At 70.4% G+C, this 15399-nt stretch carries 10 protein-coding genes; 8 read left to right on the forward strand and 2 right to left on the reverse strand.

Going from position 1 to position 15399, the window contains the following annotated elements; all coding sequences use genetic code 11:
• The first annotated feature begins 156 nt into the window (after positions 1-156).
• The 6 genes from ACFCXS_RS17480 (at position 157) to ACFCXS_RS17505 (ending at position 9941) form a co-directional block, all read left to right on the forward strand.
• Positions 157-2595 (forward strand): FAD-dependent oxidoreductase, encoded by a 2439-nt coding sequence (locus ACFCXS_RS17480; RefSeq protein ID WP_376644202.1) that lies wholly within the window; start codon positions 157-159, stop codon positions 2593-2595.
• A gap of 95 nt (positions 2596-2690) precedes the next feature.
• Positions 2691-3551, forward strand: coding sequence for a bifunctional methylenetetrahydrofolate dehydrogenase/methenyltetrahydrofolate cyclohydrolase (locus ACFCXS_RS17485; RefSeq protein ID WP_376644203.1), 861 nt, complete (start codon positions 2691-2693; stop codon positions 3549-3551).
• Positions 3548-4831 carry a serine hydroxymethyltransferase gene (glyA, locus tag ACFCXS_RS17490; protein WP_376644204.1) on the forward strand — a complete coding sequence of 428 codons (1284 nt, stop codon included), beginning with the start codon at positions 3548-3550 and terminating at the stop codon, positions 4829-4831. The genes ACFCXS_RS17485 and glyA overlap by 4 nt, the downstream gene beginning before the upstream one ends.
• Positions 4828-6060: a sarcosine oxidase subunit beta family protein gene (locus tag ACFCXS_RS17495; protein ID WP_376644205.1), complete on the forward strand. Its 1233-nt coding sequence runs from the start codon at positions 4828-4830 to the stop codon at positions 6058-6060. The genes glyA and ACFCXS_RS17495 overlap by 4 nt, the downstream gene beginning before the upstream one ends.
• Before the next feature lie 28 nt (positions 6061-6088).
• Entirely contained in the window at positions 6089-9343 is a 3255-nt protein-coding gene (locus ACFCXS_RS17500; protein ID WP_376644206.1) for a sarcosine oxidase subunit delta family protein, read from the forward strand.
• Positions 9336-9941 (forward strand): sarcosine oxidase subunit gamma, encoded by a 606-nt coding sequence (locus tag ACFCXS_RS17505; RefSeq protein ID WP_376644207.1) that lies wholly within the window; start codon positions 9336-9338, stop codon positions 9939-9941. The genes ACFCXS_RS17500 and ACFCXS_RS17505 overlap by 8 nt, the downstream gene beginning before the upstream one ends.
• A 102-nt stretch (positions 9942-10043) precedes the next feature.
• On the opposite strand, the gene ACFCXS_RS17510 is transcribed toward ACFCXS_RS17505, so the two are convergent.
• On the reverse strand, positions 10044-10835 hold the full coding sequence (locus ACFCXS_RS17510) for an IclR family transcriptional regulator (RefSeq protein WP_376644208.1): 792 nt from the start codon (positions 10833-10835) through the stop codon (positions 10044-10046).
• Positions 10836-10890: 55 nt separating this feature from the next.
• Positions 10891-11763 (reverse strand): formyltetrahydrofolate deformylase, encoded by an 873-nt coding sequence (gene purU, locus ACFCXS_RS17515; RefSeq protein ID WP_376644209.1) that lies wholly within the window; start codon positions 11761-11763, stop codon positions 10891-10893.
• A 192-nt stretch (positions 11764-11955) separates the two neighbouring features.
• Here purU and ACFCXS_RS17520 point away from each other — a divergent pair, with 192 nt between their 5' ends.
• Complete coding sequence (locus ACFCXS_RS17520; protein ID WP_376644210.1) at positions 11956-13098, forward strand: aromatic ring-hydroxylating dioxygenase subunit alpha; 1143 nt, start codon at positions 11956-11958, stop codon at positions 13096-13098.
• Between the two features lie 3 nt (positions 13099-13101).
• Positions 13102-15396, forward strand: a complete 2295-nt coding sequence (locus tag ACFCXS_RS17525) for an FdhF/YdeP family oxidoreductase (RefSeq protein ID WP_376644211.1) — start codon at positions 13102-13104, stop codon at positions 15394-15396.
• Positions 15397-15399: the final 3 nt, after the last annotated feature.

Consider the following 15399-nt stretch of genomic DNA (forward strand, 5'->3'; position numbering starts at 1 on the left):
TCGTTTTGCGCCGGTACCTCCCCCTCGCCCCCGGGTGTTTTTCCGGCGTCGCGGACCCCTTGACACGCCGATGCGCGGCGGGCACATTGAGTTGCGCAACCTGAACCCTGTTGCGTAGACAGCAACTGGATCGCTTTCAACGTCGGAGGTGCGGCGATGGCGGGACCCCGGGTGGTCATCATCGGAGCGGGCGTCGTGGGGGCGGCGCTCGCCGACGAGATCTCCGCGCGCGGCTGGACCGAAGTGACCGTGGTCGACCAGGGCCCACTGCCCGCCACCGGGGGCTCGTCGTCGCACGCCCCGGGCCTGGTCTTCCAGACCAACCCCTCCAAGACCATGACCGAGATGGCCCGTTACACCGTCGAGAAGCTCTGCTCACTCGACGTCGACGGGCAGCCCTGCTTCCTCCAGGTCGGCGGCCTGGAGGTGGCCACCGGCCCGGAGCGCGTCACCGAACTCCAGCGGCGCCACGGCTGGCTCGCCTCCTGGGGCATCGAGTCCCGCCTGCTGACCACCGAGGAGTGCGTCGCACAGCACCCGCTCGTCAACCCGGACAAGGTCCTCGCCGGCCTCCACGTGCCGACGGACGGCCTCGCCAAGGCGGTCCTCGCCGTCGAGGCACAGATCCGCCGGGCCACCGAGCGCGGCGTCGACTTCCTCGCCCGCCACGAAGTCCTCGACATCCAGCAGGCCGAGGGCGAGGTGACCGGCGTCCTGACCGACCAGGGCGAGATCCCCGCAGACGTCGTCGTGTGCTGCGCCGGCATCTGGGGCCCCAAGATCGCCCGCATGGCCGGCATGAACCTCCCGCTCACCCCGCTCGCCCACCAGCTCGCCTGGACGGGCCCGGTCCCGGCCCTGGCGGGACAGACGCAGGAGGCGGTCCGCCCCATCCTGCGCCACCAGGACGCCGACCTGTACTACCGCGACCGTTTCGACGGCCTGGGCATCGGCTACTACGGCCACCGCCCGATGCCGATCTCCGCCGACGACATCCTCTCCGTGGACGAGTCCGACGAGATGCCCTCCGTCCTGAAGTTCACCGAGGAGGACTTCGAGGAGGCCTGGAGCGAGACGCAGTCACTGCTCCCCGCGACGAAGGACGCCAAGGTCGAGGAAGGCATCAACGGCCTGTTCTCCTTCACCACCGACGGCCTGCCCCTGCTCGGTGAGTCCCCGGACGTCAAGGGCTTCTGGGTCGCTGAGGCCGTCTGGGTCACGCACTCCGCGGGCGTCGGGAAGGCCATGGCCGAATGGCTCGTCGACGGCTACTGCTCCTCCTTCGACCTGCACGAGTGCGACGTCAACCGCTTTGAACCGCACCAGCTCTCGCCCGAGTACGTGCTGGCCCGCGACTGCCAGAACTTCGTCGAGGTCTACGACATCCTGCACCCGCTGCAACCGTCCGGGGACCCGCGCCCGATCCGCACCAGCCCGTTCCACACCCGGCAGCAGGAGCTGGGTGCCTTCTTCCTGGAGGCGAACGGCTGGGAACGCCCGCAGTGGTACGAGACCAACGCGGGCCTGGTCGAGGGCCGTTCCATCGTCACCCCCAACGACTGGGCCGCGAAGTACTGGTCGCCCATCGTCGCCGCCGAGGCCCAGACCACCCGAGAGACCGTCGCCATGTACGACATGACGGCCCTCAAGCGGCTCGAGGTCAGCGGGCGCGGCGCCGGCGAGTTCCTGGAGCGGCTGTGCACCGGCAAGGTCGCCAAGTCCGTCGGCTCGGTGACGTACACGCTGCTCCTCGACCACGACGGCGGCATCCGCAGCGACGTCACCGTCGCCCGGCTCGCTCCCGACCTCTTCCAGGTGGGCGCCAACGGCAACCTGGACCTCGACTGGTTCACCCGCCACCTCCCCGTCGACGGCACGGTCCAGGTCCGCGACATCACCCCCGGCACCTGCTGCATCGGCCTGTGGGGGCCGCGCGCCCGCGACGTCCTCCAGCCGCTCACCGACGCCGACTTCTCGGCGACCGGCCTGAAGTACTTCCGCGCCAAGCGCGCCCACATCGGCTCCGTGCCCGTCACCGCGATGCGCCTGTCGTACGTCGGCGAGCTCGGCTGGGAGCTGTACACCACCGCCGACCTGGGCCAGAAGCTGTGGGACACGCTGTGGGAGGCGGCCGAGCCGCTGGGCGGGATCGTGGCCGGGCGGGGCGCGTTCAACAGCCTGCGGCTGGAGAAGGGCTACCGCTCCTTCGGCACGGACATGACGTACGAACACGATCCCTACGAGGCCGGGGTCGGCTTCGCCGTGAAGCCCGACAAGGACGACTTCGTCGGGAAGGCGGCGCTGGAGCGGCGCAAGACCGATGTCCGGCGGAAGCTGACCTGTCTCACGATCGACGACCCGAAGGCCGTCGTCATGGGCAAGGAGCCGGTGTACGACGGGGACTGTGCGGTGGGGTACGTCACGAGTGCGGCGTACGGCTACACGATCGGCAAGGGCATCGCCTATGCGTGGCTGCCGGTGGAGCTGGCCGCTCCCGGGACTGTTCTGCACGTCGGGTACTTCGATCAGTCCGTCGAGGCGGTAGTGGCTGAGGAGCCTTTGTTCGATCCGGCGATGTCCCGGCTTCGTGGCTGAGTCGTCGTCTGCGGGCGCGTCGTGGCTTGTCGCGCAGTTCCCCGCGCCCCTGAAGGGGGCGTTCAGCTACACCCTCGCTGGAAGGAACCCTTGAGGTGACTGCACAACTCCTCGACGGCAAGGCGACCGCAGCCGCCATCCGTCGTGAACTCACCGAGCGCGTGGCCAAGTTGACCGCCCTCACCGGCCGGGCTCCTGGACTCGGCACCGTCCTGGTCGGTGACGACCCCGGCAGTCGCGCCTACGTCGGTGGCAAGCACCGGGACTGCGCCCAGGCCGGCATCGCCTCCATCCGGCGGGAGCTGCCCGCCGACGCCTCTCAGCAGCAGGTCGAGGAGACGATCGACGAGCTCAACGCCGACCCTGCCTGCACCGGCTACATCGTTCAGCTCCCGCTGCCCCGCCATCTGGACGCGGGCGCCGTGCTGGAGCGCATGGACCCGGCCAAGGACGCCGACGGACTGCACCCGGTCAACCTCGGCCGGCTCGTCCTCGGCGTCGAGGCACCGCTGCCGTGCACCCCGCGCGGCATCGTCGAACTGCTCCGCCGGCACGACGTGCCGCTCGCCGGAGCCCGGGTGTGTGTGATCGGGCGGGGCATCACGGTCGGACGGCCGATCGGGCTCCTGCTCACCCGCCGCTCCGAGAACGCCACCGTCACCCTCTGCCACACCGGAACCAAGGGCCTTGCCTGGCACGTACGCGAGGCGGACATCGTCGTCGCGGCGGCCGGATCGCCCGGACTGATCACCAAGGACATGCTGCGCCCCGGCGCGGCCGTCCTGGACGTCGGCATCACCCGCACCGACCAGGGCCTGGTCGGAGACATCCACCCGGACGCCGCCCAGGTCGCCGGATGGCTCGCGCCGATGCCCGGGGGCGTGGGCCCCATGACCCGCGCCATGTTGCTCGCCAATGTCGTCGAGGCCGCCGAGAGGAACGCGAACGCCGTATGAACGCGCTGAACACCCCCCTGGCGGAGCTGGACCCCGACGTCCACGCCGCGCTCCGCGCCGAGCTGCACCGCCAGCAGTCCACCCTGGAGATGATCGCCTCCGAGAACTTCGCGCCCTCCGCCGTGATGGAGGCCCAGGGTTCGGTCGCGACCAACAAGTACGCCGAGGGCTATCCGGGCCGCCGCTACTACGGCGGCTGCGAACACGTCGACGTCACCGAACGGCTGGCCATCGAGCGCATCAAGTCCCTCTTCGGCGCGGGCTTCGCCAACGTGCAGCCGCACTCGGGTGCCCAGGCGAACACCGCCGTCTTCTTCGCGCTGCTCCAGCCCGGCGACACCGTCCTCGGCCTCGATCTCGCGCACGGCGGGCACCTCACGCACGGCATGCGCATCAACTACAGCGGCAAGATGCTCAACGTCGTGCCGTACCACGTGTCCGAGGAGGACAACCTCGTCGACATGGACGAGGTCGAGCGGCTCGCCAAGGAACACCGCCCCAAGATGATCATCGCGGGCTGGTCGGCGTACCCCAGGCAGCTGGACTTCGCGGCCTTCCGCAGGATCGCCGACGAGGTGGGCGCCCTGCTGATGGTCGACATGGCGCACTTCGCCGGACTGGTGGCGGCCGGCCTGCACCCGAGCCCCGTGCCGCACGCCCACGTCACGACCACGACCACGCACAAGACCCTGGGCGGCCCCCGCGGCGGCGTCATCCTCACCAACGAGGCCGACCTCGCCAAGAAGATCAACTCGGCGGTCTTCCCCGGCATGCAGGGCGGCCCCCTGGAGCACGTCATCGCCGCGAAGGCGGTGTCGTTCAAGGTCGCCGCGACACCCGAGTTCGCCGAACGCCAGGCCCGCACGCTCGCCGGCTCCCGCATCCTCGCCGAACGCCTCACCCAGGCGGACGCGGCAGCCGCCGGAGTGAAGGTGCTGACCGGCGGCACGGACGTCCACCTTGTCCTGGTCGACCTGCGCGACTCCGAGCTGGACGGCCGCCAGGCCGAGGACCTGCTCCACGAGATCGGCATCACCGTCAACCGCAACGCCGTGCCCTTCGACCCGCGCCCGCCCATGGTCACCTCGGGCCTGCGCATCGGCACCCCCGCCCTGGCCACCCGCGGCTTCACCGAGGAGGACTTCGCCGAGGTCGCGGACGTCATCGCCCTCGCCCTCCAGCCGGAACCGGACGTGGCCGCCCTGCGTGCCCGCACCGAGGCCCTGGCCGCCAAGCACCCGCTCTACCCGCACCTGTCCGACAACGGAGACGCCCGATGAGCCCCCGCACCCCCGGCGCCGAGCTCCCCGAACACCCCGACTGGCTCTGGCGCAACCCCGAGCCGAAGCGCTCCTACGATGTCGTCGTCGTGGGCGGCGGCGGACACGGCCTGGCCACAGCCCACTACCTGGCGAAGAACCACGGCATCACCAACGTCGCCGTGCTGGAGAAGGGCTGGCTGGCGGGCGGCAACATGGCCCGCAACACCACGATCATCCGCTCCAACTACCTCTGGGACGAGAGCGCCGGCATCTACGAGCACGCCCTCAAGCTGTGGGAAGGCCTGGCGGACGAACTCGACTACCCGATCCTCTTCTCCCAGCGCGGTGTACTGAATCTCGCCCACAGCCTCCAGGACGTCCGCGACAGTGTGCGCCGTGTCGAGGCCAACCGCCTCAACGGCGTGGACGCCGAGTGGCTCGACGCGGACGGCGTCAAGGACGTCTGCCCGATCGTCAACATCTCCCCGGACGTGCGCTACCCCGTCCTGGGCGCCACCTACCAACCCCGCGCGGGCATCGCCAAGCACGACCACGTCGCCTGGGGCCTCGCCCGCTCCGCCGACGCCGCCGGCATCGACATCATCCAGAACTGCGAAGTCACCGGCCTCGACGTCGTCGGCAACCGGGTCGTCGGAGTCCGGACCACCCGGGGCCCGATCGCCGCCGGCAAGGTGGCGCTCTGCTCGGCGGGCCACACCTCGGTCCTGGCGGCCATGGCGGGCATCGAACTCCCCGTGCAGAGCCACCCCTTGCAGGCGCTCGTGTCGGAGCTGCTGGAACCGGTCCATCCGACGGTCGTCATGTCCAACGCCGTCCACGTGTACGTCAGCCAGGCGCACAAGGGCGAGTTGGTGATGGGCGCGGGCATCGACGCGTACAACTCCTACACCCAGCGCGGCGCCTTCCACATCATCGAGGAGCAGATGGCGGCGGCCCTGGAACTCTTCCCGGTCTTCGCCCGCGCACACGTCCTGCGCACCTGGGGCGGCATCGTCGACGTCAGCCCCGACGCCTCCCCGATCATCGGCCTCAGCCCGGTGGACAACCTCTACCTCAACTGCGGCTGGGGCACCGGCGGTTTCAAGGCCACCCCCGGCGTCGGCTGGGTCTACGCCCACACCATCGCCCACGACGCACCGCATCCGCTGAACGCCCCCTTCTCGCTCGACCGATTCACCACCGGCGCGCTCGTCGACGAGCACGGCGCGGCCGCGGTGGCCCACTAGGACCACTGGAAGTTTTGGGAGCCGATCCATGCTGCTGATCCCCTGCCCGTGGTGCGGACCTCGCGACGAGGCCGAGTTCCACTACGGCGGCCAGGCCCATGTGCCGTACCCGGAGGCCCCGGCGACCCTCACCGACGAGGAGTGGGCCCGCTACCTCTTCTTCCGCGACAACCCGAGGGGCCCCTTCGCCGAGCGCTGGAGCCATGCCGCGGGCTGCCGCCGCTGGTTCAACGCCGTACGGGACACGTCGACGAACGAGATCCTGACGGTGTACCGGGCGGGGGAGGAGCGCCCGGAGACGGTTGAGGCGCGTTCGGTCTCTCTGCAGCCGCGTCCAGCAATCCCAGCCCGTCCGGCGTTTGAGGACGAGGCCGTTCAGGCCGATACGGGGGCCTGGGGGCAGAGCCCCCAGCGGGGTCCGGGGGCAGAGCCCCTGGTTTCGGGAAGGGGCGGGGTGGGGGAGAACAGCCAGCCGTTCCGCCACCCCACCCGAGGCCGAATCCACCGCGACGAGCCCCTCACGTTCACCTTCGACGGCACCGAGTACCAGGGCTGCAAGGGCGACACCCTCGCCTCCGCCCTCCTCGCCAACGGGGTCATCCAGACCGGCACCAGCATCAAACTGGGCCGCCCCCGCGGCATCTTCTCGGCCGGCGTCGAAGAACCCAACGCGGTCGTCCAGATCGAGGAACCCTTCCCCGAGCCCATGCTCCCGGCCACCACCGTCGAGCTCTACGACGGCCTCGTCGCGACCGGCCTCCCCGGCCAGGGGCGCCTCGCCACCGAACCGGACCCGGCCCGTTACGACGCCGTGCACACCCACTGCGACCTCCTGGTCGTCGGCGCGGGCCCGGCCGGCCTCGCCGCGGCGGCCGCCGCCGCCCGATCGGGTGCCCGCGTCATCCTCGCCGACGACCAGCCGGAGCTCGGCGGCAGCCTCCTCGGCACGGGCGAACTACCCGACTGGGTGGCCGAGACGACCGCCCGGCTCGACGCCGCCCCCGACGTACGTGTCCTGCGCCGCACGACGGTCTTCGGCTACTACGACGACAATCACCTGCTCGCCGTCGAGCGCCGCACCAACCACTTCGGCGCCGCGGCTCCCGAGCAGGTCTCCCGGGAACGCGTCCACCGCATCCGGGCCCGCCACGTCGTCCTCGCCACCGGCGCCCATGAACGCTCGCTGGCCTTCGCGGACAACGACCGGCCCGGCGTGATGCTGGCAGCTGCGGCCCGCACCCATGTCAACCGCCATGGCGTGCTGCCCGGCCGCCACGCGGTGGTCTTCACCACCAACGACAGCGCATACGCGGTGGCGCTGGACCTCGCCGCGGCGGGCATCGCCATCGAGGCCGTCGTCGACACCCGTCCCGAGCCGGGAGAGTGGGCCGAGCGCACCCGCCGGGCCGGCATCGAGGTCCTGACAGGACACGCCGTCACCGCCACGGACGGCGCCCCGCGTCTCACCGCCGTGACCGTCGCGCCCTACGGGGAAACGGCGGGGCGGCGGGAGTTCGCCGCCGACCTGCTTCTGGTCTCCGGCGGCTGGAATCCGGTCGCGCACCTGTTCAGTCAGGCGGGAGGCAAGCTCCGCCTCGACGAGGAGCTCGGCAGCTTCGTCCCCGACACCGTCCGTCAGGCCGTTGAGGTCGCCGGCTCCGCGAGCGGCGTCCTCGACCTCGCCCGCGTCCTCGCCCAGGGGGCGGCCGCGGGAGCCCGCGCGGTGGAGGCCGAGGGCTACACCGCGGAGGCGCCCCGCCTGCCGCGGGTGGCGGCACGGCCGCAGACGCCACCCATGCGGGTCTTCACCGTCCCCGGCCGCGAGGGCGCCCCGCGTTTCGTCGACCTCCAACGCGACGTCACCGTCGACGACCTCGCCCGCGCGACCGGCGCCGGCATGCGCTCCGTCGAGCACACCAAGCGCTACACCACGGCCGGCACCGCCAACGACCAGGGGAAGACCTCCGGAGTATTGGCCAGTGGTGTCGTCGCCGAACTGCTCGGCGTGGACATCTCGGCCCTCGGCACGACCACGTTCCGGCCCCCGTACACCCCGGTCTCCTTCGCCGCCCTCGCCGGCCGCGACCGCGGCGTGCTGAGCGACCCGGTCCGTACGACCGCCCTGCACGAGTGGCATGTCGGGCATGGTGCTCTCTTCGAGAACGTCGGCCAGTGGAAGCGGCCCTGGTACTACCCGCGGGACGGCGAGGACATGGAGACGGCCGTGCTGCGCGAATGCGCCGCCGCCCGCGAGGGCGTCGCCTTCATGGACGCCTCCACCCTCGGCAAGATCGATGTCCAGGGCCCGGACGCCGCCGTCTTCCTCGACCTGCTCTACACCAACATGATGAGCACCCTGAAGGTCGGCATGATCCGCTACGGCGTGATGTGCCGCCCGGACGGAATGGTCTTCGACGACGGCACCGTCATCCGCCTCGACCAGGACCGCTACCTGGTCACCACCACGACGGGCAACGCCGCCACCGTGCTGGACTGGATGGAGGAGTGGCTCCAGACCGAGTGGCCCGAGCTGAAGGTCCACTGCACCTCCGTTACCGAACAGTGGGCCACCGTCGCCCTGGTCGGTCCGAAGTCCCGTGAGGTGCTCGGCTCACTCGCACCGCGACTGGCCGTCGCCAATGACGACTTCCCGTTCATGGCGTGGCGGGACACGACGGTCGCGGGCATCGAGGCCCGGGTGTGCCGGATCAGCTTCTCCGGTGAGCTGGCCTACGAGATCAACGTGTCGCCCTGGGAGGCCCTCGCCCTGTGGGAGGCGCTGTACGCGGCGGGCGCCCCGTACGGCATCACCCCCTACGGCACGGAGACCATGCACGTCCTGCGTGCGGAGAAGGGCTATCCGATCGTCGGCCAGGACACCGACGGCACGGTGACACCGCAGGATCTCGGCATGAGCTGGGCGGTGTCGAAGAAGAAGCCCGACTTCATCGGCAAGCGTTCCTTCGCGCGTGCCGACACCGTCCGCCCCGACCGCAAGCACCTGGTCGGGCTGCTCCCGGAGGACCCGGGCACGTTCCTCCCCGAGGGCACACAACTGGTCGCCGACAGCGTGCTGCCCGCGCCGCCCGTTCCGATGCTCGGCCACGTCACGTCCAGCTACCGCAGTGCGGCCCTCGGCCGGACCTTCGCGCTCGCGCTGGTCAAGGGCGGACGCGAGCGTATCGGTGAGCGCCTCTACGCCCCCGTCGGTGACCGGCTCGTCCCGGTGACCGTCGCGAGCCCCGTCCTCTACGACTCCGAGGGAGCCCGTCGCGATGGCTGACACCGCCCTTACCGCCCCGCTCCGCAGCCCCCTGGCACACGCCGCGGACCGGCTGGCCGCGGCGACCCGGACCTCCGGGGGCGCCGTCCGGCTGGCGGAGCTTCCCTTCCTGACCCAGATCAACGTCCGTCTCGATCCCAAGGGAGCGGCGGCGGACGCCGTGGGGCTGGCGCTGGGTCTGCAACTGCCCGTCGAGCCCGGCACGGTCGTCCGCGCCGGGGAGCTGACCGCGCTGTGGCTCGGCCCCGACGAGTGGCTCGTGGTGGGCCCGCCGGGCGGTCGAAACGGACTGGAGAACCGGATCCGTGAAGCCGCCGGGGACGAGCCCGTGTCCGTCGTCGACGTCTCGGCACAGCGCACCGCGCTCCTGGTCGCCGGCCCCCGTGCCCACGACCTGCTGGCCCACGGCTGCTCGCTCGACCTGCACCCCCGCGTCTTCGGCCCGGGCCGCTGCGCCCAGACGACCCTGGGCCGCACCCAGGTCGTCCTGGTGGCCCGTGACGACCCGAGGGCCGGGTTCTGGGTACTGGTCCGCTCCTCCTTCGCCGGCTATCTGACGGACTGGCTGCTGGACGCTGCCGTGGAGTGGACGGGCTGACCCGGCCCCTACGCGAGCGGCGGTCGGAGAAACCCATGAGGGGCTCTCCGACCGCCGCTCGCGTAGGGACGGTTCCTGTCCTCTCAGCGAATGGGCAGACCCTCAGCCCGCGTAGCCGAGACGGCGGCTCAGCTCATCCGCTCCCGCGACGATCATCTCCGCGAGTTCGCGCATCCGCTCCTCGGTCATCCGGAAGGCCGGCCCCGACGCGCTGAGGGCGGCGACGACCTCGCCCTCGTCCGATCGCACGGGCGCGGAGAGGGCGTTGAGGCCCTCCTCGTACTCCTCCATCGTGATCGCGTAGCCCTGCTCACGGACCTCGGCGAGGTCCGCCTCCAGCTTCTTCCTGGAGGTCACCGTGCGCGGCGTCAGACGGGGCAGGCCGGTATCGGCCAGGAGCTCGTCGCGGTCCTCGCGGTCGAGATGGGCGAGGAGGATCTTGCCGCTCGACGTGCAGTGCAGCGGCGTCTGCCGCCCCACCCAGTTCTGCGCGGCGATGGCCGAGGTGCTGCGCACCTGGTAGAGGTTGATCGCGTGGTGGGACTCCAGCACGGCGATGTTCAGCGTCTCGCCCACGTCGTCGACGAGACGCTCGCAGATGCCCCGCCCGTGGCGGGTGACGGCGATGCGGCCTGTCACGGCGCCGGCCAGGCGCACGACTCCGAAGCCGAGACGGTACTTTCCGCGCTCGCTCTCCTGCTCGACCATCCCGTGTGCTTCCAGTGCGCCGAGCAGGCGGAAGGCGGTGGACTTGTGGACATCGATCGCCGCGGCCACCTCACTCACGCCCGCCTCGCCGTGCTGGGCGAGGATCTCCAGCACGGCGACAGCGCGGTCGACGGATTGCACTCCCCCACTCGGAGCGCCTGCGGAATCGGCACCGTGGTTGCTCATGACGAAACCCTAGGTGAAATGGGCAACAGGTGTGAGGGGGGGGAGGTCAATTTCCTCAGCGGAAGACGACCGTTCGGTTGTCGTTGACCATGATGCGGCTCTGGCTGTGCCATTCCACCGCCCGTGCCAGGACCTGCGCTTCGACGTCGCGCCCCAGGGCGACCAGGCTGTCCGGTCCCTGTGAGTGGCTCACCCGGACGACGTCCTGCTCGATGATGGGCCCCTCGTCCAGGTCCGGGGTGACGTAGTGGGCCGTCGCTCCGACGAGCTTGACGCCACGCTCGTGCGCCTGGACGTAGGGACGGGCTCCCTTGAAGCTCGGCAGGAAGGAGTGGTGGATGTTGATCGCCCGGCCTTCGAGCTGCTTGCACAGGTCGTTCGACAGGATCTGCATGTAGCGGGCGAGGACCACCAGGTCGATGTCCAGCTCCTCGACCAGCTCCAGCAGCCGCGCCTCCGCCTCGGGCTTGGTCTCCCGGGTCACGGGGACGTGGTGGAACGGAATGCCGTAGCTCTCGGCGAGCGGCTCGAAGTCCCGGTGGTTGGAGACGATCGCCGGCACTTCGATGTTCAGCGCGCCGGTACGGCAGCGGAAGAGCAGGTCGTTCAGGCAGTGCCCGAACTTCGACACCATGATCAGCGTGCGCGTCGGGGTCGACGCCTCGTACAGCTGCCAGGAGATCCGGTACGCCTCCGCCACCGGCGCGAAGCCGGACTTCAGGTCCTCCAGCGTCATGGCCGGGTCCGTGACGTCGAAGTGCACCCGCATGAAGAAGCGGTCCTTGAGCCGGTCGTCGAACTGCTGGCTCTCCTGGATGTTCCCGGAGTGCCGGACGAGGAAGCCGGTGACGGCGTGGACCAGGCCGGAGCGGTCGGGGCACGCCAGGGTGAGGACGAACTCGCGGCCGGTAGTGGGTCCAAGAGACACTGAGCCCTCCCTGAGGGAAGTGCGTATTGCGCAACAGTGGGACTGATACGCAACATGGTCCCGGCTGTGGCGGCCCGCGGTCAAGGTCTTGACAGTGCCTCGGCCGGACTGCACTGTGAGTTGCGTAGCAAGAGGCTCGTTGCGTATGAAGCAACCACCGCCCGATCGGGGCGCTGCACTCCGAGGTGAACCATGACTACGACCGGCCTGCCGGACAGCCTGATCGCCACCCTTCCCGGCGACCACTACACGGACCCGGAGATCTTCCGCCTGGAGCAGGAGCACATCTTCGAGTCCATGTGGTTCTGCGCGGCACGCTCGTCGGAACTGGCGAAGCCGGGCGCGTTCCGGACCGTGGACGTCGGACGGGAGAGCGTCCTGCTGACCCGCTCGCGGGACGGCTCCGTCAAGGCCTTCTTCAACGTGTGCCGGCACCGGGGCGCCAAGCTCTGCACGCAGGAGTCCGGCGAGGTGAAGCGGGCCTTCCAGTGTCCGTACCACGCCTGGACGTACGACCTGAACGGCAAGCTCGTCGCGGCCCCGAACCTCACCAAGATGCCGGACATCGGCCGCACCGAGTACGGCCTGGCGGGCGTGGCCGTGCGCGAATGGCTCGGCTACGTGTGGGTGTGCCTGGCCGAGAACCCGCCGCCGTTCGAGGAGTCGGTGATCGCCGACGTGGTCGCGCGCCTGGGCGGCGTCGAGGCCATCGAGCGCTACGACGTCGACAGCCTGGAAGTCGGCCGGCGGATCGTCTACGACGTCAAGGCCAACTGGAAGCTCATCATCGAGAACTTCATGGAGTGCTACCACTGCGCGACGATCCACCCCGAACTCACCGAGGTGCTGCCCGAGTTCGCCGACGGGTACGCCGCGCAGTTCTACGTGGGACATGGCGCGGAGTTCGGCGCGGACGTCAAGGGCTTCACCGTCGACGGCTCGGAGGGCCTGGACCGCATCCCCGGCGTCACCGAGGACCAGGACCGCCGCTATTACGCCATCACGGTGCGCCCGCAGGTGTTCATCAACCTCGTGCCCGACCATGTGATCTTCCACCGGATGTACCCGGTCGCGGTCGACCGCACGATAGTGGAGTGCGACTGGCTGTACCTGAAGGGCGTGGTGGAGAGTGGCCGGGACGTCAGCCGGTCCGTGGAGCTGTTCGACCGGGTCAACCGGCAGGACTTCGACGCCTGCGAGCGCTGCCAGCCCGCCATGAGCTCCCGCCTGTACGCCAAGGGCGGAGTCCTGGTGCCCAGCGAGCACCACATCGGAGAGTTCCACGACTGGGTCCAGGACCGCCTCGGCACCCGCGCGAACCTCGCGGAGCGCTAGCAGATGGCACGCAAGGCACCCGCCGAGGACCCCGACGACTCCCGGCTGCGGGTGGGCCCGCCCCAGGACCACGCCGCGGGAATTCCCGCGGTCACGTCCTCCCTGCGCCACGCCCACGCGCAGATGGGCGTCCGCCGCAGTCTGCTCACCCTGCTGAGCGTCAATCAGAAGTCCGGCTTCGACTGTCCCGGATGCGCCTGGCCCGAGCCCGAGCACCGTCACCGCGCGGAGTTCTGCGAGAACGGCGCCAAGGCGGTGGCCGAGGAGGCCACGCTGCGCCGGGTGGGCCCCGACTTCTTCGCCGAACACTCCCTGGCGGAGCTGGCCGCGCGCAGTGACTACTGGCTCGGCCGGCAGGGCCGCCTCAGCCACCCCATGTACCGCCCCGCCGACAGCGACCACTACCGGCCGGTCTCCTGGGACGAGGCGTTCGCCGTCGTCGCCCGGGAGCTGCGCGCACTCGACTCACCGGATGAGGCGGCCTTCTACACCTCCGGCCGGGCGAGCAACGAGGCCGCCTTCGCCTACCAGTTCTTCGTCCGGCTCCTCGGCACCAACAACCTGCCCGACTGCTCCAACATGTGTCATGAGTCGAGCGGTTCGGCCCTGACCGAGACCATCGGCATCGGCAAGGGAAGCGTCCGGCTGGAGGACCTGTACGAGGCCGACCTGATCCTCGTCGTCGGTCAGAACCCGGGCACCAACCACCCCCGGATGCTCTCGGCACTCGAAACCGCCAAGGACCGGGGAGCCCGGATCATCTCGGTCAACCCCCTCCCCGAAGCCGGCCTGCTGCGCTTCAAGAACCCCCAGCGGCCCTCCGGCGTACTGGGGAGCGGCACCCAACTCACCGACCTCTTCCTGCAGATCAGGCTAGGTGGCGACCAGGCCCTCTTCCAGGCCTTCAACCGCATGCTCCTGGAGGCGGAGGACGACGCCCCCGGCACGGTCCTCGACCACGACTTCATCACCGCGCACACCCACGGCTTCGCGGACTTCGCCGACCAGGCCCGCAAGACCTCCTGGGACGACGTCCTGGAGGCCACCGGGCTGCCGGTGGAGCAGATCCGGGAGGCGTTCCAGGAGGTCCTGGCCGCTGAGAAGATCGTCGTCTGCTGGGCCATGGGCCTCACCCAGCACCGCCACTCGGTGCCGACCATCCGCGACGTCGTCAACTTCCTGCTCCTGCGCGGAAACATCGGACGCCCCGGCGCCGGACTCTGCCCCGTGCGCGGCCACTCCAACGTCCAGGGCGACCGGACGATGGGCATCCACGAAAAGCCGGACGCCGCCTTCCTCGACGCGCTCGGCGCGGAGTTCGGCTTCGAGCCGCCGCGCCTCCACGGCCACGACGCGGTGGAGACCATCCGGGCCATGCGGGACGGGCGGGTACGGGTCTTCGTCGCCCTCGGCGGCAACTTCGTCTCCGCCGCCCCCGACACCGACCTGACCGAGCGCGCGCTGCGCAACTGCGAGCTCACGGTGCAGATCTCCACCAAGCTCAACCGGTCCCACGCCGTGGCGGGCCGCCAGGCCCTGATCCTGCCCTGCCTGGGTCGCACCGAAGCCGACCTCCGGCCCGCCGGAGAGCAACAGGTGACGGTGGAGGACTCCATGGGCATGGTGCACCTCTCGCGGGGCCGTCTGGAACCCGCCTCCGACGCCTTGCTGAGCGAGGTCGCGATCATCTGCCGGATGGCGGACGCGGCCCTCGCGAGCGACGGTCCACACGTGCCCTGGGCGGACTTCGAGGCGGACTACGACCGGGTCCGGGACCGGATCGCCCGGGTGATACCCGGCTTCGAGGACTTCAACTCCCGGGTGCGGGCGCCGGGCGGCTTCGCCCTGCCGCACCCGCCCCGCGACGAGCGTCGCTTCCCCACCAGTACCGGACTGGCCAACTTCACCGTCAACCAGCTGGACCTGCTGAGCGTCCCGCCGGGGCGGCTCCTTCTCCAGACCATCCGCTCGCACGACCAGTACAACACCACCGTCTATGGTCTGGACGACCGCTACCGCGGCATCCACCGGGGCCGCAGAGTGCTCTTCGTCCACCCGGACGACCTCGCCGCCCACGGCCTGACCGAAGGCGAACCGGTCGACATCATCAGCGAGTTCTCCGACGGGGTCGACCGCCGGGCGCCGGCCTTCCGAACGGTCGCCTACCCCACCCCGCGTGGCTGCTGCGCCGCCTACTTCCCCGAGACCAATGTCCTCGTCCCACTGGACTCCACCGCGGACATCAGCAACGCGCCGACGTCCAAGTCGATCGTGGTCAGGCTGGAACCGGCGCGCTGACCC

This window comes from Streptomyces sp. NPDC056373, from assembly GCF_042262425.1.
In the GTDB taxonomy this organism is placed as follows: domain Bacteria; phylum Actinomycetota; class Actinomycetes; order Streptomycetales; family Streptomycetaceae; genus Streptomyces.